The organism is Streptomyces rectiviolaceus (assembly GCF_039533825.1).
GTDB lineage: Bacteria > Actinomycetota > Actinomycetes > Streptomycetales > Streptomycetaceae > Streptomyces > Streptomyces rectiviolaceus.
Genome location: NZ_BAAAUG010000061.1, coordinates 40,218 through 65,985 on the forward strand (window position 1 = coordinate 40,218; position 25,768 = coordinate 65,985).

Genomic DNA, 25,768 nt, shown 5'->3' on the forward strand with positions numbered 1-25,768 from the left:
CGAACATGAACGACCCCGTGAGCCGCACGATCCTGCTGCTCGACATCGAGAGGTACAGCGACCGCGACGACGTGGAGCAGGCCTACCTGCGGCGCATGCTCTACGACATCACCGACCGGACCCTGGAGAGCGCGGGCGTCGACGAGACGATGCGGCTTCGCGCCGACCGCGGTGACTCCGTGATGGAGCTGGTGGACGCCAACGCCTCGGTGATCGGGCTGCTGCGCGCCCTGCTCACGGAGGTGCCGGTGCGGCTGCGCGCGATGAACCGGATGGCGTCGACCTCCGCGCAGATCCGGCTGCGCGCCGTCCTCGCCACCGGCTACGTGGCGATCGACGAGCACGACGGCTGGGTCGGCTCGGCCCTCAACCAAGCCTGCCGGCTGCTCGACGCCGACATCCTCCGCGCGGCGCTGCGTGAGCGCACGGACGACTACACGCTGTGCGTGGCGGAGAGCGTGTACGAGGGGATCGTGCGCCACGACCACCTGGGCGTGCCTGCCGACGCCTTCCACGCCGTGACCGTCGACAGCAAGAACGGCCCGCTCCAGGCCTGGCTGCACGGGCCGGTGCCCGCGGGCTTCCAGAACCACGGTGACACGGGGGAAGGGGGAGCTCCGGTGCCGGACGACAAGGGGGACGGCCGTCCGGCACCGGAGCAGCAGGCACCCACGGGACAGGCCCCCACCGGGCAGGCGGCCCCCGCATCGGGCGGTGCCGTCTTCCAGTTCAACGGCGGCTCCCCTTGCTTCGGAGGCGCCCTGGTCGCCGGTGACCAGCACGGGGTCTCCGGCGGGCAGGTCACCGGAGACGTGCACCTCGGCGGCACAGCGGGCGGCGCAGCAGGCAGCGCAGCAGACGGCGGTGAGCAGCGGTGAGCGTGGACGAGGCCGAGCGCCCGGCACCGCCGCCGGGCGACAAGGGCACGGAGCCCGGCGAGCCCGAGCAGGAGCAGGGTGCCGAACAGCCACCCGCGGGTGAGGAGCCTGACCGCCCGCAGAACGCCTGGTCGGCCCGGCGTGACCTGCGTGACCACAGCCCCCGGACCATGCGCTTCGCGGACGGCGCGGGCTTCGGCGGCAGTGCTGTCGGGGGCGACCAGCACGGCGTCAGCGGGGGCCGGGTCGCGGGCGACGTGATCATGGGCGGCAAGACCGAGATCTACTACCAGTTCGGGCCGTTGGGGGCCTCGGCCACGACGTCCTCCGGCGAGATCCCCAAAGAGCGTCTCGACCGGCTTGCCAAGCTGTTCGTCAGCGCGGGAACCGACTTCGACGAGCTGGTGGAGCGGCTGCGCAAGGAGCGGGTCCTCGTCCTGTCGGGGCCGCGGCACTCCGGCCGCTGGACCGCAGCCCTCATGCTGATGCACTCCCTGGGCGCCGGCTCCGTACGCCTGCTCGACCGGGACACCTCCCCCTCGGAGCTGGCCGGGCAGCTCGGCGGCGAAGCCGAAGGGGTCCGGGGATACGTACTGCGTGATCCGCTCACCCGCCGGGGCCAGCCGCTGCGGGACACCCATCTGCTGGCCGCCCGCGACCAGCTTGCCGACAACGGTCTGCTGGTGATCACCGTCGGGCCCAACACCGCCCTTGAGGGCATCCGCGGCCACGCCTGGCGCCCTCCCGCTCCCGGTCCGGTCCTCGAGGCCGGCCTGCGCGCCCTGGTCGGCGCCGACCGGTCGGCGCAGCTGCTGGACCGGCCCGAGGTCGCCGAGTTCCTGGGCCGGAACCACCAGGTGCGCGAGGCCGCCCTGTACGCCGCCAAGCTCGGGAAGTACGCCATCGGGCAGACCGGCGAGACGGAGATCGCCGACTTCTCCCTCGCCGCGCTGGAAGGTCAGGTGCAGGAGTGGTTCGAGGAGGACGAGGCCGTCATCCACCTGCGGGACAAGGCGTTCCTCGTCGCGCTCGCAGCCTTCGACGGCGGGCCGTACGCGCTCACCGCCGAACTGAGCGACCTGCTCTACGCGTTCCTGCAGAAGACCGAGAACCCCGGCATCCACCCCACCGTCCCGGTCTTCGGCACCCACATCGGCAAACGCCTCCAGCTCGCCCGCGCGGACAGCTATCAGGAGGAGGAGCACACCGAGTGGGGCCCCGTCACCCAGTTCAAGGCCTCCTACCACGACGACCGCGCCGCGCTCGTGCTGCTGCGCGAGGTGTGGACCGGCCACCCGTCGGCCCGGCCCGCCCTGGTGCGCTGGCTGCAGCGGCTCGCCGACGACGGACGGCCCCTGGTGCGCACCCGCGCGGCCTCGACGGTCGCCGTGCTCGCCCGCACCGATCTGCCGTCCACGATGGCGCTCGTCATCGAGCCGTGGGCGTGCTCGAAGACCTACCGGCGCCGCCTGGTCGCGGCCAACGCACTGGCCCTCACCCACCTCCTGGGCACCCCCAACATCCCCCGGATCCTGGACAGTTGGTGCCAGGGCGAGGACACGGGGCCGGCCTGGGCCGCCGTCCGTGCCTACTCCGTGATCGGCCCCGAGCGCCCCGAGGAGACCCTGACCGCACTGCGCGGAGCGGTCCGCAAGCAGTACGAGAAGAACGACGAGGGCGACCGGGCCGACCATGCCGACCAGGCGGACGAGCTGATGCTGAGGGAGCTCGCCGACGCGGTGTCCCTGCTCCTGCTCTCCGACGCCCGCGACCGCGTGCTCACCGAACTCCTGCGCACCCTCGACGACGACCGACCCGTCCAGGGCCTGGCCCTCGGCGGCTTCATCAGCGCCTGCGGGCACACGGAGGACGACGAGCGATACGGAATGCCGCTGGTCCTGGACTGGTACGCCAAGGCGGCCGGCGGCCCCGCGGGGCACGACATCGCCGCGCTCTGGCGCAGGGCCCTCGGCGACCGCACGTTCACGCGCCCCGCCCTCGACGTCCTGCGCGACTGGGTGCTCATCGCCGACCGGGCGCCTGCCACCGAGTGGGCCCTGGCCGCGCTCCTCCCCGCCCTGGTCACGACGGCCACGGAGCACCAGCGGGTGAGCCACCTCCTGCGCACCATGCGCGGCGCGGACGGCGCCGGCGCTCCTCCGCCGGTCGCGGAACGCCTGGCCACCGCGCTCGGCCCTGGCTCGGCGTAGGTCCGTGCAGGTCCGTGCAGGTCCACGCAGGCCTTGCAGGTCCTCGCGCCGAGTGCCCTTGCCCTTCCCCGCACTTCACGCCACCACCGCACGTCCCAAGGAGCCCACGCCATGCCCGACTTCCAACGCCGTCCGCCCGAGTGGCAGCAGTCGGCGGACCGGCACACCTCACTGGTCGACCCCGTACTGACCGTGCGGCAGCTGTCCCGGTTCGAGTTCTCCCGCAAGACGCTGACCCGCATCGACCACGCCCTGGTGTTCACCAGCCCGAAGGGTGCGTACGACGCCTTCCTGCCGCCGCTGCGGCCATCACGCTCAGAGGTGGCGGCCCGCCGGTACACCGCCGTGTACGAGGTGGACATGGGCGTCCATCCCTTCCGGGCCGAGCTCGCTCTGCCCAGCGACAACGACGCGTTCGAGTTCGGCGCCGAGGCCGACATGACCTGGCAGGTGGCCGACCCGGCGTGCTTCGTGGCCGGCGGCCATCGCGACGTACCCGCCCTGCTCAGCAGCGAACTCCAGCAGGCCGCCCGGCCGGTCACGCGCCGCCTCTCCATCGACCGGAGCGCCGAGGCCGAGGCGGAGCTGCTGCGGGCCATGTCCGGGTGGGGGCCGCTCGGCGCCGGGGCGGGGCTCAGGGTGACCTGCACGCTGCGGCTGCGCAGGGACCGGGAGTCCATCGACCACCAGCGACGCCTCCAGGCCATCGACCACGGCTCCACCGAGCAGGTCCACGCCACGCGGCGAGGCATGGAGTACGACGTCGAGTTCGACCGGCGCGCACGGCAGCAGGACTCCCTGCAGGTCGAGCGGGCCATGCAGTACGGCACCGCGCAGCAGGAACTCGCCCTCCAGCAGCAGCGGTGGCAGCACGAACAGGCGCTGCTCCAAGGGCATCAGGAACTGGAGCTCCAGCGCGTCGAGGCGGACAAGATCGCGTTCTACCAGTGGCACCTGGAGCAGGGCGGTGTGCAGGCGTGGGCGCTGCACCTCGCGCAGCACCCCGAGGACTCACAGCTCGTCATGACGAGCATGCGGGAGGACCAGCTCCAGCTGATCCAGGCCCAGATGGAGTTGGTGAAGCAGCTCCTGAGCGCCGACAACGCCGAGAACTACGAGCTGGAGGGGCCCAAACAGCTGGCGCTGCGCACCGTGAGCGACATCCTCACCCGGCGGCTCCCGGGAGTACCGCAGCAGGGCCCGGCCGCGCCTCCGCCGATGCCGACCCAGCTGACACCGCAGGAGCCACGGCCTGACGACTCGATCCCGGGGTGGCAGCCCCCGCCCGGCTACGGAAGCACCCCCACGATGCCGTCGGCTGCGGAGCGCCGGCCACAGGCCCAGCAGGAGCCACAGGGGTCACAGGAGCCTCAGGAGCACCAAGAATCATGACCTCCTCGGCCTCCCCGCGTACCACCACCGCCGCCACCACCGCCACTCCCCCTCCCGCCACTCCCCCTCCCGGCACCCGCGTCGCCGAGCGCCTGCTCGCCGATCTGCGTGCCGAGATCATCCACGCCGACGGCAAGGCCTCCGTGCTCGTCGCGGCCCTCGGCATGACGGCGGGTGTATTCAGCGGGCTCCTCGCCGGGCGTGGCTGGACGCCGGATGCGCTGACCGGTGTCGGCACGGTCGCCTGGTGGACGGGCTGCGGCACCCTCACCCTGTCGCTCTTCGCCCTCCTCCTGGCCGTCCTGCCGCGCTATCGCGTCGGAGCCTGGCGGCCCGGGCAGCCCCTGTCGTACTTCGGCGACATCCAACAGGCCGTTCGCTCCGGGCAGTTGGCGAACGCACTCACCGAGACCGAGCACGACCCGACCGCCGGTCTGACCGCGGCGCTCACCGAGACCAGCCGGATCGCCGCGCGCAAGCACCAGTGGATCCGCACCGGCCTGATCGCCTTCTGCGCCGGAACACTGCTGCTCCCGGCCGCCCTGCTCATCGGCTGACGCCGCCCCCGCTCCCCGGACCCTCGAAGGACACCCGCCATGACACGACCGCCCGAGCCCCAGTACCCCGGGCCCACACCTCCCCAGTACCCGACCCCCGCAGCCCCTTCCCCGACACCACCGCAGTACCCGGACCCCACGGCCCCCGCCATCCCCGCCCCCGCAGCGCCAAGCGCACCAGCGGCCCCCACAGCACCCATAGCACCCGCAGCACCCACCCCGGACGACCCCGCTCACCCCCACCACATCAACACCGACCCGCGCCGCATCCACCTCTCCGCCCACCAGCGCGGTGCCGACGCCACCGCCATCGGCACTCTCCTCCTGCACGTCCCGAACTTCCTGTGCAGCCTCCTGGTGATGGTTCTGCTCTCGCTGCTCTTCGGCGATCTCGGCATCCTCGTCGTCATCGCCTGGCTGGCCAGCGGCCTGCTCGTCATCCACCGCCCGACGGAGAGCGCCATCGCCCGGCACCTGCTGCGCCTGCGCTACCCCATGCCGGACGAACGAGCCCGGCTCGAACCCGTATGGCGTGAGGTCACCTCACGCGCGGGCGTCGACGGACGCGCCTACGAGCTGTGGGTGGAGGACAGCGACAGCCTCAACGCGGTCGCGGCAGCGGGCCACATCGTCGGCGTCACCAGCTACGCCATGAACCACCTGCCGAACGGCGAACTCGCCGCCGTCATGGCCCACGAACTCGGTCACCACGTCGGTGGCCATGCCTGGTCGTCGCTGCTCGGCTACTGGTACGCGCTGCCGGGTCGGCTCGCCTGGCGGTTCCTCCGCGCCCTCTCCCGCGTCGTCTACCGGGTGTCCCGTTCCTTCTCCTGTGTCGGCATCGGGATCATGCTGCTGGTCTTCGGCAGCATCGCCCTCGCGACGATCTCCACGCTGTACGGTCTCCCGCTGCTGCTCCTCGGACTGCCCTACGCCCTTGCCGCCATCGGCCGCCGCGCGGAGCTGCGGGCCGACCGGCACGCGGCCGCTCTCGGCTTCGCCCCGATGCTGATGTCCGTGCTCGACAAGCTGCACCGGGCCGAGCAACAGCAGTCCGCGGCGCTCACGGCACAGTACGGAATGCGTGCCCGCCCGCAGGAGAGCCCGCTGAACAAGCTCCTGTCCTCGCACCCCGACCACTACACGCGACTGCACCATCTGCAGTCGTACGTCCAAGGGCCCCGCCCCTGAACACGCCGAAGGGCGGCCACCCCGAGGGGTGACCGCCCTTCAACAGACGTAGGTCCTACTGGTTGTAGGGGCCGTAGTCGTAGTCCTCCAGCGGAACAGCCTGGCCGGAGCCCGTGCCGAAGGGCGAGTAGTCGATGTCGTCGTAACCGACGGCCGAGTACATCGCAGCCTTCGCTTCCTCGGTCGGCTCCACCCGGATGTTGCGGTAGCGGGAGAGACCCGTACCGGCCGGGATGAGCTTACCGATGATGACGTTCTCCTTGAGGCCGATCAGGGAGTCGGACTTGGCGTTGATCGCCGCGTCCGTCAGGACCCTGGTCGTCTCCTGGAAGGAAGCCGCGGACAGCCACGACTCCGTCGCCAGCGAGGCCTTGGTGATACCCATCAGCTGCGGACGGCCGGAGGCCGGGTGGCCACCTTCCGTCACGACACGACGGTTCTCGGTCTCGAACTTCGAGCGCTCGACGAGCTCGCCCGGCAGCAGTTCAGCGTCGCCGGACTCGATGATCGTCACGCGGCGCAGCATCTGCCGGATGATGATCTCGATGTGCTTGTCGTGGATCGACACGCCCTGGCTGTTGTAGACCTTCTGGACTTCGCCGACCAGGTGGACCTGGACCGCGCGCTGACCGAGGATCCGCAGCACGTCGTGCGGGTTGGTGGCACCGAAGGTGAGCTTCTGGCCCACCTCGACGTGGTCACCCTCACGCACGAGGACCTTGGCACGCTTCGAGATCGGGAAGGGAGTCTCGTCGCTGCCGTCGTCCGGCGTGACGACGATCTTCTTGGTCTTCTCGGTCTCCTCGATACGGATGCGGCCTGCCGCCTCCGAGATCGGGGCGACACCCTTGGGCGTACGAGCCTCGAAGAGCTCGACGACACGGGGCAGACCCTGGGTGATGTCGTCACCGGCCACACCACCGGTGTGGAACGTACGCATCGTCAGCTGCGTGCCGGGCTCACCGATGGACTGGGCGGCGATGATGCCGACCGCCTCACCGATGTCGACCAGCTTGCCGGTGGCGAGCGAACGGCCGTAGCAGAAGGCACAGGTGCCGACCGCGGACTCACAGGTCAGGACCGAACGGGTCTTGACCTCCTCGACGCCGTTGGCGACCAGGGCGTCGATCAGGACGTCACCGAGGTCGACGTTCGCCGGCGCGATGACCTTGCCGTCGATGACGACGTCCTCGGCCAGCATGCGGGCGTACACCGAGGTCTCGACGTTCTCCGTCTTGCGGAGCACACCGTCCTCGCCCTTGACCGCGATCTTCAGCTTCAGACCGCGCTCGGTGCCACAGTCCTCCTCGCGAATGATGACGTCCTGAGAGACGTCGACCAGACGACGGGTGAGGTAACCGGAGTCAGCGGTACGGAGAGCCGTGTCCGCAAGACCCTTACGAGCACCGTGAGTCGAGATGAAGTACTCGAGCACCGACAGGCCTTCGCGGAACGAAGCCTTAATCGGGCGCGGGATCGTCTCGTTCTTGGCGTTCGACACCAGACCACGCATACCGGCGATCTGACGCATCTGCATCATGTTTCCTCGGGCACCCGAGTCAACCATCATGAAGATGGGGTTCGTCTTGGGGAAGTTCGCGTTCATCGCCTCGGCAACCTCGTTGGTCGCCTTGGTCCAGATCGCGATGAGCTCCTGCGTGCGCTCGTCCTTGGTGATCAGACCGCGCTCGTACTGCTTCTGGACCTTCTCGTCCTGCGCCTCGTAGCCCGCGACGATCGCCTTCTTGGCCTCGGGGACCACGACGTCGGAGATGGCCACGGTGACACCGGAACGGGTCGCCCAGTAGAAGCCCGCCGCCTTCAGGTTGTCGAGCGTCGCCGCCACGATGACCTTGGGGTAGCGCTCGGCCAGGTCGTTGACGATCTCGGAGAGCTGCTTCTTGCCCACCGAGTAGTCGACGAACGGGTAGTCCTCGGGCAGCAGCTCGTTGAAGAGCGCGCGGCCCAGGGTCGTACGCAGCCGGAAGCTGTCGCCCTGCTGGTACTCCTGGTCCCCGTCCTCAACGACCGGGGGGGTCCAGCCGCGCGGCGGGATGGTGCCCACCGGGAAGCGGATGTCGACCTTCGCCTGGAGCGAGAGCTCCTTGGCGTCGAACGCCATGGTCGCCTCGGCCGAGGAGCCGAAGGAACGGCCCTCACCGATGACCTTGCGCTCTTCCTCGTCCGTCGTGAGGAAGAAGAGGCCAAGGACCATGTCCTGGGTCGGCATGGTGACGGGACGGCCGTCTGCCGGCTTCAGGATGTTGTTCGAGGACAGCATCAGGATGCGGGCCTCGGCCTGCGCCTCTGCCGAAAGCGGCAGGTGCACGGCCATCTGGTCACCGTCGAAGTCCGCGTTGAACGCGGTGCAGACGAGCGGGTGAATCTGAATGGCCTTGCCCTCGACCAGCTGCGGCTCGAAGGCCTGGATGCCGAGGCGGTGCAGCGTCGGCGCACGGTTCAGGAGAACCGGGTGCTCGGCGATGACCTCTTCCAGGACGTCGTACACGACCGTGCGGCCGCGCTCGACCATGCGCTTCGCCGACTTGATGTTCTGCGCGTGGTTGAGGTCAACCAGGCGCTTCATCACGAACGGCTTGAAGAGCTCCAGAGCCATGGCCTTCGGCAGACCACACTGGTGCAGCTTCAGCTGCGGGCCGACGACGATCACGGAACGCGCGGAGTAGTCCACGCGCTTACCGAGAAGGTTCTGACGGAAACGACCCTGCTTGCCCTTGAGCATGTCGCTCAGGGACTTCAGCGGGCGGTTACCGGGACCGGTGACCGGGCGACCACGACGACCGTTGTCGAAGAGGGCGTCCACGGCCTCCTGGAGCATGCGCTTCTCGTTGTTCACGATGATCTCGGGAGCACCGAGGTCGAGAAGCCGCTTCAGGCGGTTGTTGCGATTGATGACGCGGCGGTACAGGTCGTTCAGGTCGGAGGTCGCGAAGCGGCCACCGTCCAGCTGCACCATCGGACGCAGGTCCGGCGGGATGACCGGCACGCAGTCGAGCACCATGCCCTTGGGGCTGTTGCTGGTCTGCAGGAACGCGGAGACGACCTTGAGGCGCTTGAGCGCGCGGGTCTTCTTCTGGCCCTTGCCGGTACGGATGATCTCGCGAAGCCGCTCGGCTTCCTCATCCAGGTCGAACGACTCAAGGCGCTTCTGCAGTGCAGCGGCACCCATCGAACCGTCGAAGTACGTGCCGAAGCGGTCACGCAGCTCGCGGTAGAGCAGCTCGTCACCCTCCAGGTCCTGGACCTTGAGGTTCTTGAAGCGGTTCCACACCTCGTCGAGACGGTCGATCTCGCGCTGCGCACGGTCGCGCAGCTGCTTCATCTCCCGCTCGGCACCTTCGCGCACCTTGCGGCGTACGTCGGCCTTGGCGCCCTCGGCCTCAAGCTCGGCCAGGTCGGTCTCGAGCTTCTTGGCGCGGGCCTCGAGGTCGGAGTCGCGACGGTTCTCGACCTGCTGACGCTCCACGGAGACGTGCGCCTCCAGGGAGGGCAGGTCACGCGTGCGGCGCTCCTCGTCCACGAACGTGATCATGTACGCCGCGAAGTAGATGACCTTTTCGAGGTCCTTCGGGGCAAGATCAAGCAGGTATCCGAGGCGCGACGGAACGCCCTTGAAGTACCAGATGTGCGTGACAGGCGCGGCCAGCTCAATGTGGCCCATCCGCTCACGACGCACCTTGGCGCGAGTTACCTCGACGCCGCAGCGCTCGCAGATGATGCCCTTGAAGCGGACACGCTTGTACTTACCGCAGTAGCACTCCCAGTCCCGGGTCGGACCGAAGATCTTCTCGCAGAAGAGTCCGTCCTTTTCGGGCTTGAGCGTGCGGTAGTTGATGGTCTCCGGCTTCTTGACCTCGCCGTGGGACCACTGTCGGATGTCGTCCGCGGTGGCAAGGCCGATCCGCAGCTCGTCGAAGAAGTTGACGTCGAGCACTTTGTCGTCAATCCCTCTTTCGGGGTCGTGTCTCAATCATGGTCTGAACGGGTCCGGGGAGAGCCGGCCGGATACGAGATCCGGCCGGCCAACCCGTCAGACCTCTTCGACGCTGCTCGGCTCGCGCCGGGACAGGTCGATACCGAGCTCCTCCGCCGCGCGGAAGACGTCCTCGTCGGTATCGCGCATCTCGATGGACATGCCGTCCGAGGACAGCACCTCCACGTTGAGACAGAGCGACTGCATTTCCTTGATGAGCACCTTGAAGGACTCGGGAATGCCGGGCTCGGGAATGTTCTCGCCCTTGACGATGGCCTCGTAGACCTTCACGCGGCCGGTCACGTCGTCGGACTTGATCGTCAGCAGCTCCTGGAGGGCGTAAGCGGCGCCATAAGCCTCAAGCGCCCACACCTCCATCTCACCGAAGCGCTGGCCACCGAACTGAGCCTTACCACCCAGCGGCTGCTGGGTGATCATGGAGTACGGACCGGTCGAGCGAGCGTGGAGCTTGTCGTCGACCAGGTGGTGCAGCTTGAGGATGTACATGTACCCGATCGAGATCGGGTCCGGGAACGGCTCGCCGGAGCGTCCGTCGAACAGCCGCGCCTTGCCGGACGGCATGACCATGCGGTCGCCGTCGCGGTTCGGGACGGTGTGCTCGAGGAGGCCGGTCAGCTCGTCCTCGCGGGCGCCGTCGAAGACCGGAGTCGCGACGTTCGTCCGCGGGGCGACCTGGTCGGCGCCGATGCGCTGCAGGCTCTGCGCCCACTCCTCGCTGAGACCGGAGACGTCCCAGCCCTGGCTGGCGAGCCAGCCGAGGTGGATCTCCAGGACCTGACCCGGGTTCATTCGGGACGGGACACCCAGCGGGTTGAGGATGATGTCGACGGGCGTGCCGTCCTCAAGGAAGGGCATGTCCTCGATCGGAAGGATCTTGGAGATGACGCCCTTGTTTCCGTGACGACCGGCCAGCTTGTCGCCGTCCGTGATCTTGCGCTTCTGCGCCACGTAGACACGAACCAGCTGGTTCACGCCCGGCGGCAGCTCGTCGCCCTCTTCACGGTCGAAGACGCGTACGCCGATGACCTTGCCGATCTCACCGTGCGGCACCTTCAGCGAGGTGTCGCGCACCTCGCGCGCCTTCTCACCGAAGATCGCGCGGAGCAGGCGCTCCTCGGGGGTCAGCTCGGTCTCACCCTTGGGCGTGACCTTGCCGACGAGGATGTCGCCGGCGACGACCTCGGCACCGATACGGATGATGCCGCGCTCGTCGAGGTCGGCGAGGACCTCTTCGGAGACGTTCGGGATGTCCCGGGTGATCTCCTCCGGGCCCAGCTTGGTGTCACGGGCGTCGACCTCGTGCTCCTCGATGTGGATCGAGGAGAGGACGTCGTCCTGCACGAGGCGCTGCGACAGGATGATCGCGTCCTCGTAGTTGTGACCTTCCCAGGGCATGAACGCGACGAGCAGGTTCTTGCCGAGGGCCATCTCGCCCTCTTCGGTCGCGGGACCGTCGGCCAGAACCTGGCCCTCGATCACGCGGGCGCCCTCGTCGACGACAACCTTCTGGTTGACCGAGGTGCCCTGGTTCGACCGGGAGAACTTGGCGATGCGGTACGTGGTGTACGTGCCGTCGTCGTTCGTGACCGTGACGTAGTCCGCGGAAACCTCCTGGACCACACCCGCCTTCTCGGCCTTGATCACGTCACCGGCGTCGACCGCACAGCGGTACTCCATGCCGGTGCCGACGAGGGGAGCCTCGGCGGTGATCAGCGGCACGGCCTGACGCATCATGTTCGCGCCCATGAGGGCACGGTTGGCGTCGTCGTGCTCGAGGAACGGGATCATCGCGGTCGCGACCGACACCATCTGGCGCGGCGAGACGTCCATGTAGTCGACGTCGTCGCCGGGGATGTAGTCGATCTCGCCGCCACGACGGCGGACCAGGACGCGCGACTCGGTGAAGCGCATGTCCTCACCCAGCACGGCGTTGGCCTGGGCGATAACGAAGCGGTCCTCTTCGTCGGCCGTGAGGTAGTCGACGTCGTCGGTGACGACGCCCTCGACGACCTTGCGGTACGGCGTCTCGACGAAGCCGAACGCGTTGACGCGGCCGTACGAGGCGAGCGAACCGATCAGACCGATGTTCGGGCCTTCAGGAGTCTCAATCGGGCACATACGGCCGTAGTGAGACGGGTGCACGTCACGGACCTCGAAGCCGGCCCGCTCACGGGAGAGACCACCCGGGCCAAGCGCCGAAAGACGGCGCTTGTGGGTGAGACCCGACAGCGGGTTGTTCTGGTCCATGAACTGCGACAGCTGGCTGGTGCCGAAGAACTCCTTGATGGAGGCGACGACCGGCCGGATGTTGATCAGGGTCTGCGGCGTGATCGCCTCGACGTCCTGGGTCGTCATGCGCTCACGCACGACGCGCTCCATACGAGCCAGACCCGTGCGGACCTGGTTCTGGATGAGCTCGCCGACGTTGCGCAGACGACGGTTGCCGAAGTGGTCGATGTCGTCGGTCTCGACGACGATCGACGTACCGCTGTCACCAACGGTCTCGGTCTCACCGGCGTGCAGCTTCACCAGGTACTTGATCGAGGCGATGATGTCCTCGACCGTGAGGATGCCCGCGTCGAGCGGAGCGTCCGCACCCAGCTTCTTGTTGACCTTGTAGCGGCCGACCTTCGCGAGGTCGTAGCGCTTGGGGTTGAAGTAGAGGTTCTCAAGCAGCGTCTGAGCAGCCTCGCGCGTCGGCGGCTCGCCCGGACGGAGCTTGCGGTAGATGTCGAGCAGCGCGTCGTCCTGGCCCTGGGTGTGGTCCTTCTCCAGGGTGGCGCGCATGGACTCGTACTCGCCGAACTCCTCAAGGATCTGCTCGGTCGTCCAACCGAGAGCCTTGAGCAGAACGGTGACCGACTGCTTGCGCTTGCGGTCGATGCGCACACCGACCATGTCGCGCTTGTCGATCTCCATCTCCAGCCAGGCACCCCGGGACGGGATGATCTTGGCGGAGAAGATGTCCTTGTCGGACGTCTTGTCGATCGAGGAATCGAAGTAGACACCCGGCGAACGGACCAGCTGCGACACGACGACACGCTCGGTGCCGTTGATGACGAAGGTGCCCTTGTTCGTCATGAGCGGGAAATCGCCCATGAAGACCGTCTGGGACTTGATCTCGCCGGTCTCGTTGTTGGTGAACTCGGCAGTGACGAAGAGCGGGGCGGCGAACGTGAAGTCGCGCTCCTTGCACTCGTCGATGGAGTTCTTCGGAGGCTCAAAACGGTGGTCGCGGAACGTCAAGGACATCGACCCAGAGAAGTCCTCGATCGGAGAGATCTCCTCGAAGATCTCTTCCAGACCGGACTTGGTGGGGACGTCCTGTCCGCTGTCCAGAGCCGCCTCGACACGAGCCTTCCACGCTTCATTGCCGAGCAGCCAGTCAAAGCTCTCGGTCTGCAGCGCAAGAAGGTTCGGAACCTCGAGGGGCTCCTTGATCTTTGCAAAGGAAATGCGCAGCGGGGCGGTGCTGGCGCCGTTGTTCGTATTCGCGGTCGAGGCAGTGCGCGAGGCGGCCAAGAGGGGGTCCTTCCGAGGGCTCGGACTCACTACGCGCGTACCGGTCCCAGGCTGGACACAGAGGCAGAATTCCCCGGTCAGGGGAGTTTCGATCCACAGTGCTCAAGCATGGGCATGCCCCTGGTGACGGGCAGGAGGCAGCTAACAGGCAGCGCAAAGGGTCAGTGTAGCCACTAGGCCCACTGATGTCCAGTGCGGGTTTTTGAAGACCCTCGTTGTTCTCAACCCCTGCTGCAAGCCACGCCCTCGATGCACATCGATACTGCCCTCTTCGCCGCCGATCCATGCCTCGGATCCGGATCGTTGTGACGACGCGTCCTGAGAATTGCGCGCTGCGTGCAGTTCGTCAAGGCCCCCCTGCCCCGACTTGGCTCTCGATCGTCACCGTCACGGCCGTTCCGAGGCACGACGAAGATCACCATACTCGTCGCGGCAAGCTACGCAAGGCAGCCGTCGGGGTGCGCCGGAGAACGCCGAAGGGCGACCACCCAGATGGGTGATCGCCCTTGGCAGGCGTCGCCTGAGCGACGCTCAAAAGGAGTCAGACGACTCGCGAGGTTACTTGACCTCGACGGAGGCGCCGGCAGCCTTGAGGGACTCGGCAGCCTTCTCGGCGGCCTCCTTGGCGACCTTCTCGAGGACCGGCTTCGGGGTGCCGTCGACGAGGTCCTTGGCCTCCTTCAGGCCGAGCGAGGTGAGCTCACGCACGACCTTGATGACCTGGATCTTCTTCTCGCCGGCGCCGGTGAGGACGACGTCGAACTCGTCCTGCTCCTCGACGGCCTCGGCAACGGCGCCCGGGCCGGCCGGGGCAGCGGCGACCGCGGCGGCGGCGGTGACGTCGAACTTCTCCTCGAAGGCCTTCACGAACTCGGAGAGCTCGATGAGGGTGAGCTCCTCGAACTGAGCAAGCAGGTCTTCCTGGCTGAGCTTCGCCATGATGGGCGATCCTTCCACTATTTCGGCTGGTGCCGGGTGTACATGAAGGCGGGCGTACGTTTGGCCCGCTGCGACCGTCGCCCTAGCGGGCAACGATCAATGCGCGAGCCGAATTACTCGGCACCGCCCTGCTCGGCCTTCTTGGCACGAAGTGCTTCCGCGGTGCGGACGAACTTCGACGGCAGAGCCTGGAAGAGCTGCGCAGTCTGCGTCTGCTTGCCCTTCAGCGCGCCGGCCAGCTTGGCGAGCAGAACCTCGCGGGACTCGAGGTCCGCGAGCTTCTTGATCTCATCGGCGGACAGCGCCTTACCGTCAAGGACACCGCCCTTGATGATGAGGTTGGGGTTGTCCTTGGCGAAGTCACGAAGACCCTTCGCCGACACCACCGGGTCACCGGTGACGAAGGCAACAGCGGTCGGACCCGAGAACAGGTCGTCGAGCTGGTTGATCCCGGCCTCGTTGGCCGCGATCTTGGTCAGCGTGTTCTTCACCACGGCGTACTCGGAGTTCTCACCGAGGGAACGGCGCAGCTGCTTGAGCTGGGCCACGGTGAGACCCCGGTACTCGGTCAGCACGGCGGCGTTCGAGCTGCGGAACTTGTCCGTGAGCTCGGCTACCGCGGCAGCCTTGTCGGGCGTCGGCATAGAGCGTCGGCCTCCTTCCGGGTGATGAGGACCGCTCAAAAGGGGCTGACAAAACAAAACGCCCCGGCGCAGGCGCCGGGGCATGAGCTCGACCTGACGGAATCCCGTCCGGGAGCACTCACTTCCACAGTCACCTACGCGGGTCGTCCGCAATTTCAGCGGATCCTTCGGCCACCGCACACTCTTGCGAGCACACGGCAACGACCAGCGGTCTTTGGCTTCTGTGGAAGAGTACGCGAACGGGTTCGCGTCAAGCAAATCGGCTGAGAGCCGCTGTCAGACGCCGCTGTCGGCGTCCGGCTTCCCGAGACCTTCCAGCTCCTTGAACATGTCCATCAGGTCGAAGGTCTTGCCGGCCGGCGGCGGCGTCACCTTGGCGGCCGCGCCGTACTCGGTGAACTTCTGGGACGTCTTCATCGTGCCCTCGGGGGACTTGATGTCGATGTCCATGCGGACGGGGTAGTCGTCCTCGTTGACCCAGACCTCGGTGTCGTACCCCTTGATCCCCGACTTCTCGATGCTCTTGAGCAGCTCCTCGCGCTCGCTCTTGCCGAGCATCTCGTCGAGGCCCTTGTTGGACTCCATCATTTCCTTGACGGAGAGCCGGCCCTTGTAGCGCTGGGTCTGAACGCCGTCGACCTTGGCCGGACCGGCGTGCTTCAGGTTGGGCGAGTCCAGGAGCATCGCGAGCTGCTGCGCCGGGTCCTGGTTCATGCTGTCCAGGCCGCCGGTCAGCTGCTTGGCGGCCTTCTCGTCACCGACCTGCTCCGCGATGGTGTTCAAGTCCATCTTGACCCACTGTTTGCCGTCCATGTCCTTGGCGGCGACAGCCCCCATGTCCATGTACATCACGTTGTCGAGCCAGAGCATCCGGATCTTCTCCGGAGCCTCCGGGTCGCCGTCCGTGAGCGCCGAGCCCGACATCGTCATATCCATGACGGTCGGGTCCCAGCCCATGACGCCGGACATCTTCATGTCACCGGAGCCGCCGCCCATCGACTTCGGCGCCGTCATCGTCATCTCGACCTTGGCCGACTTGGCCTTCGCGGTCTTCTCGTACGCCGCCGTGATGACCTCGGTCACCTGCGACCGGGACTGGGTCTCCCCCGAGCCCGTCCCATTGGCCTTCTTGTCGTCGTCGGAGCCTCCACAGGCCACCGCACCGGTACACAGCAGCGCGGTGGCGAGCACGGCGCCCGCCATTCTCTTTACAGTCATGACCCCACCCCTAGGAACACATGATCGACACAATTCGGTCCGGCGAGAATACCCGACGGTCGAGATCAGGCCTGCGGCTGCTGGTTCATGAGGTCCTTGAAGCTCATGGTGTCCGAGGCCGGGGGCTTCTCTGCAGAGACCGGGGTGCCGTAATCGCTGTAGTAGACGGTCTGGGAGAAGGAGCCGGTCTTCATGTCGGCCTTCTCGGTCTTCTTGACCAGCAGGTCGTCGCCGTTGACCCAGATGTCGATCGTCTCGGTGCTCATGCCGGCCTGCTTGAACTGCTTCTTCAGCTCGGCCATCTGCTCGGCGTCGAGGTCCGCGTTCTTGCCGGTGAGGTCCGCGACGTCGACGGTCCCCGAGTAGTGGGTCGCCTTCGTGCCCCGGACGCTGTCCTCGCCCACGCGCTTCACGTCGCCGGACGCGAGGAGCATCTTCACCGACTGGTTGGGCGTGGTGTTCTGCATCTGGTCCTTGAAGGCCTCGCCCGCGGCGCCGCCCATCTCGGCCAGCGTGGCGTAGTCGTACTCGATCCAGTGCTTGCCGCCGGACTGGGACGCGAACTTGTCGCCCATGTTGGCGTAGTACGCGTCGGGCAGGTAGCGGTAGTCGATCGTGGACTGGCCGAGCTGTTCCATCTGGTCGGCCGCGGTGCCGCCGGTGAGGGTCGCCGTCACCTCGCCGGTCACACCGTCCTTCCAGCCCATGACGCCCTTCATGTCCATCGACATCTGGGTGCCCATGACCGTCTTGCCGTCGATCTTGGCCGAGTCGGCGTTGTCTGTCTTGTCCTCGATGGTGCGCAGGGCGGCTATCGGGCTGAGGGCCACGGAGCCCTTCTTCTTGCCCTTCGCGTCACCTTCGCCGCCGGAGGAGCCACAGGCCGCGACCCCGGTCAGCGCCGCGGCCACCGCGATCGACAGGCCCGCGCGTCGCATGGTCGTGCTGTTCATGACATCCCACCCCTTGTACTCGTGTGAATCCCGCACGCTAGCGCAGTCCCCCGACAGCCTGGCGGACATGCACGCATACGAGGACGGGCCCCGCACCTCGAAAGGTTGCGGGGCCCGTCGTCACAAACGCGTACGCGACGCGACTGCCGTCAGATTCAGACGGCGGCCGGGTCCTCCTCGGTGAGGAGGTTACGGGTGCGGTTGCTGTCCAGCGGAATGCCGGGGCCCATCGTGGTGGCCAGCGCGGCCTTCTTGATGTAGCGACCCTTGGCGGCCGACGGCTTCAGACGGAGGATCTCCTCCAGCGCCGCGGCGTAGTTCTCCACCAGCTTGGTCTCGTCGAAGGAGACCTTGCCGATGATGAAGTGCAGGTTCGAGTGCTTGTCGACGCGGAACTCGATCTTGCCGCCCTTGATGTCGTTGACAGCCTTCACGACATCGGGGGTCACGGTGCCGGTCTTCGGGTTCGGCATCAGACCACGCGGACCGAGCACGCGGCCGAGGCGGCCGACCTTGCCCATGAGGTCCGGAGTGGCGACGACGGCGTCGAAGTCCAGGCGACCCTTGGCGACCTCGTCGATGAGCTCGTCGGCGCCGACGATGTCGGCCCCAGCGGCTTCCGCGGCCGCAGCACGGTCACCGGTCGCGAAGACCAGGACCCGGGCGGTCTTGCCGGTGCCGTGCGGGAGGTTCACGGTGCCACGGACCATCTGGTCGGCCTTGCGCGGGTCGACACCCAGGCGGAAGGCGACCTCGACGGTGCCGTCGAACTTGGTCGCGGAGGTCTCCTTGGCGAGACGGACGGCCTCGAGCGGGGCGTAGAGCTTGTCCCGGTCGATCTTGGCGTCCGCAGCGCGGAGAGTCTTGCTGCGCTTCACTTCTGCTCCTGGTGGTTTCAGGTGTGGAGTCGTGGTGCGGACCAGCGCTTGGCCCTACCACTGAGAAAGGTCAGACGGGGAAAGCTCTTAGCCCTCGACCGTGATGCCCATGGAACGGGCGGTGCCGGCGATGATCTTCGACGCGGCGTCCAGGTCGTTGGCGTTGAGGTCTTCCATCTTGGTGGTGGCGATCTCGCGGACCTGCGCCTCAGTGATCTTGGCGACCTTGGTCTTGTGCGGCTCGCCGGAGCCCTTCTCGACACCCGCGGCCTTGAGGATCATCTTGGCGGCCGGCGGAGTCTTGGTCACGAAGGTGAAGGAGCGGTCTTCGTAGACCGTGATCTCCACCGGGATGACCCAGCCACGCTGCGACTCGGTCGCGGCGTTGTAGGCCTTGCAGAACTCCATGATGTTGACGCCGTGCTGGCCCAGCGCGGGGCCGACCGGCGGGGCCGGGTTGGCTGCGCCGGCCTGGATCTGGAGCTTGATAAGCCCCGTGACCTTCTTCTTCTTGGGAGGCATTGCTCTCTCCGGGTCCTAGTGAGAGTTTCCAGCCACCATCCAGTCATCCGGATGGAGGCATACCGCACCACGATAACGGGTATAGTCGCGCGGCCAAAAACCGAGCAGGTCAGACAGGCTTTGAGAGCCCGTCTGACCTGGTCGGAGGCGTATGTTCCAGAGGAAGCCGCGGAGGCTAGTTCTTCTGGATCTGGTCGAAGCTGAGCTCGACCGGGGTCTCGCGGCCGAAGATCTCGACGAGACCCTTGACCTTCTTCGAGTCGGCGTTGATCTCGTTGATCGTCGCCTGCAGCGTCGCGAACGGGCCGTCGGTGACGGTGACCGAGTCGCCGACCTCGAAGTCAAGAACCTGGACCTCGACCTTGCGGGACGGAGCCGGCTTGCCCTCGGCCTCGGCGGCCTCGCGGGCCGCCTTCTCCTCGGCCTCAGGAGCGAGCATCTTGACGATCTCGTCCAGGGTCAGGGGGTACGGGTCGTAGGCGTTGCCCACGAAGCCGGTGACACCGGGGGTGTTGCGGACGACGCCCCAGGACTCGTTCGTCAGGTCCATGCGCACCAGGACGTATCCCGGGAGCTTGTTCTGACGGACGGTCTTGCGCTCGCCGTTCTTGATCTGCGCGACCTCTTCCTGCGGCACCTCGGCCTGGAAGATGAAGTCCTCGACGTTCAGCGAGACTGCACGCTGCTCGAGGTTGGTCTTCACGCGGTTCTCGTAACCGGCGTACGTGTGGATGACGTACCACTCACCGGGGAGCGTGCGGAGCTCTTCGCGCAGGGCCACGATCGGGTCGACCGGCTCGGCCTCCTCCTCGTCCTCTGCGGACTCAGCGGCCTCTTCGGTCTCGTCCTCGGCGGCGGTCTCGCCGTCCTCGTCGGACTCGACGGCGGCTTCGTCGTCGGCCTCGCTGATCTCGCCGGCCTCGGCGTCCTCAGCGGTCTCCACGTCGCTCTCGACGTGCAGGGCGGACTCTTCGGCGGGTACGCCCGCGGCGGCGTCAGCAGCCTCGGCCTGGTCCGGGTCCTCGGCATCCGCCGCCTCGACGATGTCGAGCTGGTCCTCCACGGACTCCTCGGAATCCACGCGCGGCTCAACGGCGTCGTTCAGGTTCGGGTCAGACACGGTGGCTGCTTCTTCCTGGATACAGAGGGGTGGAACGCGCGAAACGGGCGCCGGGTACGGCGCCCTTCGCTCTCGACTCAGCCATCGGCTCAGCCGAAGACGTACTTGACGGCCTGGTTGAACCCATAGTCAATCACGGTCACGAGGCCGATCATGATGACGACGAAGACAATCACCACGGAGGTGTACGTCGTGAGCTGACTGCGAGTCGGCCAGACGACCTTGCGGAGTTCCGCGACGATCTGGCGGTAGAAGAGCGCGAGACGGCCGAAGGGGCCCTTCTTGCCGCGCTTGCCGCCCTTGCGGGCCTTCTTCTTGGACTCCGGCGCCTCGTCCTGGGCATCAGGCATGTCGATGGAGCCCACGGCGTCCGTCACTCGTCCTCACCTGATTCCGGGTCGTGGCCGTGCCGCGCCCGGTATGAGCCGCACGGCGGTGCAATGCAGTACGTACATGCGCACACATCCGAGAGGAGTGTGTAGCAGGGCCGGAGGGACTTGAACCCCCAACCGCTGGTTTTGGAGACCAGTGCTCTACCAATTGAGCTACGACCCTTTGATTTCCCCCAACCTACCGCATCCACCCGAGTGCACAGAGTGCGATGGGAAGGTGCGGCCGCTGAGGGCCAACGAGCAGTGAGTGTACGTGCTTCACGGCCCTCCGTCGAACAGAATCAGTTCCGGCGGGGTCCCGGCAAACACCGAAACCTGTGTGCCGGGGGTGTTTCGGGTCTGGAACGATGGGGTGATGAGCGCCTCCAATTCTCCCACCGAGCGCCGGGTCTCCGCCCGCATCGGCGCGATCTCCGAGTCCGCGACCCTCGCCGTCGACGCCAAGGCGAAGGCCCTCAAGGCCGCCGGACGGCCGGTGATCGGGTTCGGCGCGGGTGAGCCCGACTTCCCGACGCCCGACTACATCGTCGAAGCCGCCGTCGAGGCCTGCAAGAACCCGAAGTACCACCGCTACACCCCGGCCGGCGGGCTGCCCGAGCTCAAGGCCGCGATCGCCGCGAAGACGCTGCGCGACTCCGGCTACGAGGTCGACGCCTCGCAGATCCTGGTGACCAACGGCGGCAAGCAGGCGATCTACCAGGCGTTCGCCGCGATCCTCGACCCGGGCGACGAGGTCATCGTCCCGGCTCCCTACTGGACGACGTACCCGGAGTCGATCCGTCTCGCGGGCGGCGTGCCGGTCGAGGTCGTCGCCGACGAGACCACGGGCTACCGCGTCTCGGTGGAGCAGCTTGAGGCCGCGCGCACGGAGCGGACGAAGGTCGTCCTCTTCGTGTCACCGTCCAACCCGACGGGCGCCGTCTACAGCGAGGCCGACGCCGAGGCGATCGGCCGCTGGGCCGTCGAGCACGGTCTGTGGGTGATGACCGACGAGATCTACGAACACCTCGTCTACGGAGACGCGAAGTTCACCTCGCTCCCGGCGATCCTGCCCGAGCTGCGCGACAAGTGCATCGTGGTCAACGGAGTGGCCAAGACGTACGCGATGACCGGCTGGCGCGTGGGGTGGATCGTCGGCCCGAAGGACGTGGTGAAGGCCGCGACGAACCTTCAGTCGCACGCCACGTCGAACGTCTCCAACGTCGCGCAGGTGGCGGCCATCGCGGCCGTGTCCGGCGATCTGACCGCCGTCGAGAAGATGCGCGTGGCCTTCGACCGGCGGCGCAAGACCATCGTGCGGATGCTGAACGACATCGACGGCGTGCTCTGCCCCGAGCCTGAGGGCGCCTTCTACGCGTACCCCTCGGTGAAGGGCCTCATCGGCAAGGAGATCCGCGGTAAGCGCCCGCAGGACTCCGTGGAGCTCGCCGCGCTCATCCTGGAAGAGGCCGAGGTCGCGGTCGTTCCGGGCGAGGCCTTCGGGACGCCTGGTTACCTGCGCCTTTCGTACGCCCTGGGTGACGAGGACCTCGTCGAGGGCGTCTCGCGGCTCCAGAAGCTGCTGGCCGAGGCCCGCGACTGACGGTCACCTCACGTCCCGTTTTCGGTATGTGGTGACCCACGCGCGCGTGCGGGCCGTCTCCCCACCTCGGGGAGGCGGCCCGTTTCTTCGTTCGGGGATGTGCACGAAGGGGAAAGTGGCTATCGGGACTCCGTCTACGTACGGCAAGATCCTGGAATGGAGCGTGTACGTGACGTAAGAGAGCTGCCGAAGGCCCATCTGCATCTGCACTTCACCGGGTCGATGCGGCCCACGACCCTGCTGGAGCTGGCCGACAAGTACGGGGTGCGGCTGCCCCCGGCGCTGACCGGCGGTGAGCCTCCGCAGCTGCGGGCGACCGATGAGCGCGGGTGGTTCCGCTTCCAGCGGCTCTATGACATGGCGCGGTCCTGCCTGCGGGAGCCCGAGGACATCCAGCGCCTGGTGCGGGAGGCCGCGGAGGAGGATCTGCGGGACGGGTCGGGGTGGCTGGAGATCCAGGTCGACCCGACGTCGTACGCGCCGCGGCTCGGTGGGCTCATCCCGGCCCTGGAAATCATCCTGGACGCCGTTGAGAGCGCCTCGCGGGACACCGGCCTCGGTATGCGCGTGCTCGTCGCCGCGAACCGCATGAAGCACCCTCTGGACGCCCGCACGCTGGCCCGGCTCGCGGTGCGGTACGCCGAGCGCGGCATCGTCGGCTTCGGGCTCTCCAACGACGAACGCAGGGGCTTCGCACGGGACTTCGACCGGGCCTTCGCCATCGCGCGCGACGGCGGCCTGCTCGCGGCGCCGCACGGCGGTGAGCTCAGCGGGCCCGCCTCGGTGCGGGACTGCCTGGACGATCTGCACGCGGGGCGGATCGGGCACGGGGTGCGGGCCGCTGAGGACCCGCGGCTCCTGAAGCGGCTCGCCGAGCGCGGCGTGACCTGCGAGGTCTGTCCGGCGTCCAACGTGGCGCTCGGGGTCTACGAAAAGCCCGAGGACGTGCCGCTGCGGACCTTGTACGACGCCGGGGTGCCGATGGCCCTCGGGGCCGACGACCCGCTGCTCTTCGGGTCGCGGCTCGCGGCGCAGTACGAGATCGCGCGCAAGCACCACGCCTTCGACGACAGCGACCTGGCCGAGCTCGCCCGGCAGTCGGTGCGCGGCTCGGCGGCCCCCGTCGACGTACAGCGGAAGCTGCTGTCGGGGATCGAGGAGTGGCTCAGCGGCTGATGCCCGCGAGGAGGGTCCTGGCGAGGGCGGCGGCGAACTCGTCGACGGGCTGCGGGGGTTGCTTGCCGATCGTGGAGTCGTAGGCGAAGGCGCGCTGGGCGCAGGCGCCCAGGAGGAGCGAGGCGGCCGCGAAGGTGTCGGCCCGGGGGTCGATGCGGCCGGCGTCGCGTTCGGCTCTGAGGTAGGCGTCCAGGGCCTCGATGGGCATGTGCGGGCCCGTGCCCATCTCCTGCATGGAGTCTGCGTGGCGGCGCTTGAGCTTGGTCTCGGCGTACAGGGACGCGGCGATCGGGAAGCTCTGGGCGTAGAAGTGGCTGGCCAGTCGGGCGATCTCGGCGAGGTTCTCCTCCACGGAGCGCTCCCCCGGGTCCTCGGCGAGGCGGTGCAGGAGCGGGCCGAGGCGGGGCAGCCGCTCCTGGAGGACGCCGACGAACAGCTCCTCCTTGCTCGCGAAGTGCTTGTAGAGCGCCGCTTCGGAGCAGCCCGCCGCCTTGGCGATCTCCTTGGTGGTGGCACGTGCGAGGCCGATGGTGAGCATGAGGTCGTGGGCCGCGTCGAGGATGCGGGCCCGGGTGGGCTTCTGCTGCATGTGCCGTCCAACCAAGCTTGACGAAGGGGTGAGCGCATACTCACTCTAGGGGTGAGTGAATACTTACCCACCTGGGGAGGGCGCGCAATGAGGCTCACGGTGTTCGGTGCGACCGGCGGTGTCGGCGGGGAGATCGTCCGTCAGGCGCTCGCGGCGGGGCACGAGGTCACGGCCGTCGTGCGTGACCCTTCACGGCTGAGTGCGGCGGGAGCGGGCCTGGAGGTGTTCCGGGCCGGCCTGGCCGACCCGGAGGCGCTGCGGGCGGCGGTGGCCGGGCGGGACGCGGTCCTCTCGGGGCTCGGGGCGCGCAGCAGGGCGGACGCGGGGATCGCGGCCGCGCTCACGCGCTCGGTGGTGCACGCGATGGAAGCCGAGGGGGTGCGCAGGCTGGTGGTGGTGAGCGCGGCGCCGGTCGGCCCTCCTGCCGAGCGCCTGCCTGCGGTCGACTGGATCGTGGGATCCCTGGTCGGCAAGATCTTCAAGCCCGTGTACGACGACCTGCGGACCATGGAGGCCGAGCTGGCGAGCAGCGCGACGGACTGGACGTCCGTGCGCCCGCCGAGGCTGCAGGACAAGCCGGCGACGGGCGTCTACCGCAAGGTCGTCGGGGGCACGCCGGTCAGCGGGCGGTTCATCGGGAGGGCCGATGTGGCGCACGCGATGCTGGCGGCGATCGACGACCTGTCGACGGTGAAGCGGGGCGTGGGCGTCGCCTACTAGCCGCCTGGTATCTACTAGCCGCCTGTCGTCCTCTGGTCGCCTGATTTCTCAGAGGCTGACGCCCACCGTCACCGGCTCATTGACCAGCGTGACCCCGAAGGCGTTCCGTACTCCGGCGACGACCTCGCGGGCGAGGGCCAGCAGGTCCTCCGTGGTCGCGCCGCCGCGGTTGGTGAGGGCGAGGGTGTGCTTGGTGGAGATGCGGGCCCGGCCCTCTCCGTAGCCCTTGGTGAAGCCCGCCTTGTCGATGAGCCAGGCGGCGGAGGTCTTCACACGGCCGTCGTCCGTCGGGAAGGCGGGGGGCGCCACGTCCGGGCCGAGACGGTCCACCACGCGCGCGTGGAAGGCGGCGAACTCCTCCTCGGTGAGGATCGGGTTGGTGAAGAAGGATCCGGCCGACCAGCTGTCGTGGTCCTCGGGGTCGAGCACCATGCCCTTGCCCGCGCGCAGCTTCAGGACGGTCTCGCGGGCGACGGCCGCCGGAACCCGGTCGCCCGCGTTCACGCCGAGCGTGCGGGCCGTCTCCGGGTACTTGAGGGGGGCGCTCATCCCCTGGGCGTCCTCGAGCACGAAGCGGACCCGCAGCACCACGAAGCGGTCGGGGTCGGCCTTGAAGCGGCTGTGGCGGTACGAGAAGTCGCACTCGGCGTTCGCGACGGTGACCGTCTCGTGGGTCTTCCTGTCGTACGCGATCACTTCGGTGATGGTCGACGAGACCTCCTGGCCGTACGCCCCCACGTTCTGGATCGGCGTCGCGCCCGCGGAGCCGGGGATCCCTGCGAGGCACTCGATGCCCGCGAGACCGGCCTCCACGACGCGGGCCACGGCGTCGGTCCACACTTCACCGGCCGCCAACTCGAGCTTCGTACCGTCGAGTTCGAAGCCCTTCGTGGCGATGCGCAGAGCGGTGCCGTCGAAGCCCTTGTCTCCGATGACCAGGTTCGAACCGCCGCCGATGAGCAGCAACGGGGTCCCGGAGTCGTCGGCTTCGCGGACGGCGGCGATCACCTCGGCGTCGGTCGTCGCGGTGATCAGACGGGCCGCGGGACCGCCGAGCCGGAAGGTGGTCAGCGGGGCGAGGGGGGCATCATGGAGTTCCTGCACGTGCTCAAGGGTACGGTCCGTGGCCCCGCCGCTCGGGCGGGGCCACGGACCGTGGGTGCGAGACGGGCGGAGCCGGTTCAGACGCCGGCCGGAACGCGCTCCTCGGCCGCGGCCGGTGCGGCGCCGGTCGGCTTCCCGGCCGTGGCCCGCCCCGGGAGCAGCGCGG

Annotated in this window: 20 protein-coding genes and 1 tRNA gene; 8 read left to right on the forward strand and 13 right to left on the reverse strand. The window is 68.0% G+C overall.

Features of this window, described 5'->3' with window-relative positions; translation table 11 throughout:
- The first annotated feature begins 5 nt into the window (after positions 1-5).
- The 5 genes from ABD378_RS18500 to ABD378_RS18520 all read left to right on the forward strand — a co-directional run bounded on the left by ABD378_RS18500 (position 6) and on the right by ABD378_RS18520 (position 6,228).
- The gene (locus tag ABD378_RS18500) at positions 6-878 is read left to right on the forward strand and encodes a hypothetical protein (RefSeq protein ID WP_344522018.1); all 873 of its coding nucleotides are present in this window, start codon (positions 6-8) and stop codon (positions 876-878) included.
- Positions 875-3,088: a hypothetical protein gene (locus tag ABD378_RS18505; protein WP_344522019.1), complete on the forward strand. Its 2,214-nt coding sequence runs from the start codon at positions 875-877 to the stop codon at positions 3,086-3,088. The genes ABD378_RS18500 and ABD378_RS18505 overlap by 4 nt, the downstream gene beginning before the upstream one ends.
- 111 nt (positions 3,089-3,199) lie before the next feature.
- Entirely contained in the window at positions 3,200-4,480 is a 1,281-nt protein-coding gene (locus ABD378_RS18510) for a hypothetical protein (RefSeq protein ID WP_344522020.1), read from the forward strand.
- The gene (locus tag ABD378_RS18515) at positions 4,477-5,037 is read left to right on the forward strand and encodes a Pycsar system effector family protein (RefSeq protein ID WP_344522021.1); all 561 of its coding nucleotides are present in this window, start codon (positions 4,477-4,479) and stop codon (positions 5,035-5,037) included. The genes ABD378_RS18510 and ABD378_RS18515 overlap by 4 nt, the downstream gene beginning before the upstream one ends.
- Positions 5,038-5,076: 39 nt before the next feature.
- Positions 5,077-6,228 carry a M48 family metalloprotease gene (locus tag ABD378_RS18520; RefSeq protein WP_344522022.1) on the forward strand — a complete coding sequence of 384 codons (1,152 nt, stop codon included), beginning with the start codon at positions 5,077-5,079 and terminating at the stop codon, positions 6,226-6,228.
- A 55-nt stretch (positions 6,229-6,283) separates the two neighbouring features.
- Here the strand turns inward: ABD378_RS18520 and ABD378_RS18525 are convergent, their stop codons facing one another.
- The 11 genes from ABD378_RS18525 to ABD378_RS18575 form a co-directional block, all read right to left on the reverse strand.
- The gene (locus tag ABD378_RS18525) at positions 6,284-10,183 is read right to left on the reverse strand and encodes a DNA-directed RNA polymerase subunit beta' (protein ID WP_344522023.1); all 3,900 of its coding nucleotides are present in this window, start codon (positions 10,181-10,183) and stop codon (positions 6,284-6,286) included.
- 96 nt (positions 10,184-10,279) lie between these two features.
- Positions 10,280-13,765: a DNA-directed RNA polymerase subunit beta gene (gene rpoB, locus ABD378_RS18530; protein WP_344522024.1), complete on the reverse strand. Its 3,486-nt coding sequence runs from the start codon at positions 13,763-13,765 to the stop codon at positions 10,280-10,282.
- Between the two features lie 558 nt (positions 13,766-14,323).
- Positions 14,324-14,704: a 50S ribosomal protein L7/L12 gene (gene rplL / locus ABD378_RS18535; RefSeq protein WP_344522025.1), complete on the reverse strand. Its 381-nt coding sequence runs from the start codon at positions 14,702-14,704 to the stop codon at positions 14,324-14,326.
- Positions 14,705-14,817: 113 nt separating this feature from the next.
- Positions 14,818-15,348 (reverse strand): 50S ribosomal protein L10, encoded by a 531-nt coding sequence (rplJ, locus tag ABD378_RS18540; protein ID WP_249588339.1) that lies wholly within the window; start codon positions 15,346-15,348, stop codon positions 14,818-14,820.
- A gap of 276 nt (positions 15,349-15,624) precedes the next feature.
- On the reverse strand, positions 15,625-16,566 hold the full coding sequence (locus ABD378_RS18545; RefSeq protein ID WP_344522026.1) for an SCO4651 family lipoprotein: 942 nt from the start codon (positions 16,564-16,566) through the stop codon (positions 15,625-15,627).
- Between the two features lie 65 nt (positions 16,567-16,631).
- The gene (locus tag ABD378_RS18550; RefSeq protein ID WP_344522027.1) at positions 16,632-17,519 is read right to left on the reverse strand and encodes an SCO4651 family lipoprotein; all 888 of its coding nucleotides are present in this window, start codon (positions 17,517-17,519) and stop codon (positions 16,632-16,634) included.
- Positions 17,520-17,674: 155 nt separating this feature from the next.
- Positions 17,675-18,397 (reverse strand): 50S ribosomal protein L1, encoded by a 723-nt coding sequence (rplA, locus tag ABD378_RS18555; protein WP_344522028.1) that lies wholly within the window; start codon positions 18,395-18,397, stop codon positions 17,675-17,677.
- 87 nt (positions 18,398-18,484) lie between these two features.
- Positions 18,485-18,919, reverse strand: coding sequence for a 50S ribosomal protein L11 (gene rplK / locus ABD378_RS18560; RefSeq protein WP_160506641.1), 435 nt, complete (start codon positions 18,917-18,919; stop codon positions 18,485-18,487).
- Positions 18,920-19,094: 175 nt separating this feature from the next.
- Positions 19,095-20,039 carry a transcription termination/antitermination protein NusG gene (nusG, locus tag ABD378_RS18565; protein WP_344522029.1) on the reverse strand — a complete coding sequence of 315 codons (945 nt, stop codon included), beginning with the start codon at positions 20,037-20,039 and terminating at the stop codon, positions 19,095-19,097.
- An 89-nt stretch (positions 20,040-20,128) separates the two neighbouring features.
- Entirely contained in the window at positions 20,129-20,416 is a 288-nt protein-coding gene (gene secE, locus ABD378_RS18570; RefSeq protein WP_344522030.1) for a preprotein translocase subunit SecE, read from the reverse strand.
- Between the two features lie 105 nt (positions 20,417-20,521).
- A tRNA-Trp gene (locus ABD378_RS18575) sits at positions 20,522-20,594 on the reverse strand.
- Between the two features lie 192 nt (positions 20,595-20,786).
- Here ABD378_RS18575 and ABD378_RS18580 point away from each other — a divergent pair.
- Positions 20,787-22,013 (forward strand): pyridoxal phosphate-dependent aminotransferase, encoded by a 1,227-nt coding sequence (locus tag ABD378_RS18580; protein WP_344522031.1) that lies wholly within the window; start codon positions 20,787-20,789, stop codon positions 22,011-22,013.
- Positions 22,014-22,169: 156 nt separating this feature from the next.
- Positions 22,170-23,189 carry an adenosine deaminase gene (locus tag ABD378_RS18585; protein ID WP_344522032.1) on the forward strand — a complete coding sequence of 340 codons (1,020 nt, stop codon included), beginning with the start codon at positions 22,170-22,172 and terminating at the stop codon, positions 23,187-23,189.
- Here ABD378_RS18585 and ABD378_RS18590 read toward each other — a convergent pair.
- Entirely contained in the window at positions 23,179-23,778 is a 600-nt protein-coding gene (locus tag ABD378_RS18590) for a TetR/AcrR family transcriptional regulator (RefSeq protein ID WP_344522033.1), read from the reverse strand. The genes ABD378_RS18585 and ABD378_RS18590 overlap by 11 nt on opposite strands.
- Before the next feature lie 87 nt (positions 23,779-23,865).
- Here ABD378_RS18590 and ABD378_RS18595 point away from each other — a divergent pair, with 87 nt between their 5' ends.
- Positions 23,866-24,498, forward strand: coding sequence for an NAD(P)-dependent oxidoreductase (locus tag ABD378_RS18595; protein WP_344522034.1), 633 nt, complete (start codon positions 23,866-23,868; stop codon positions 24,496-24,498).
- A gap of 48 nt (positions 24,499-24,546) precedes the next feature.
- Here ABD378_RS18595 and ABD378_RS18600 read toward each other — a convergent pair whose 3' ends face one another.
- On the reverse strand, positions 24,547-25,683 hold the full coding sequence (locus tag ABD378_RS18600) for a UDP-N-acetylmuramate dehydrogenase (RefSeq protein WP_344522037.1): 1,137 nt from the start codon (positions 25,681-25,683) through the stop codon (positions 24,547-24,549).
- Positions 25,684-25,768 lie beyond the last annotated feature (85 nt).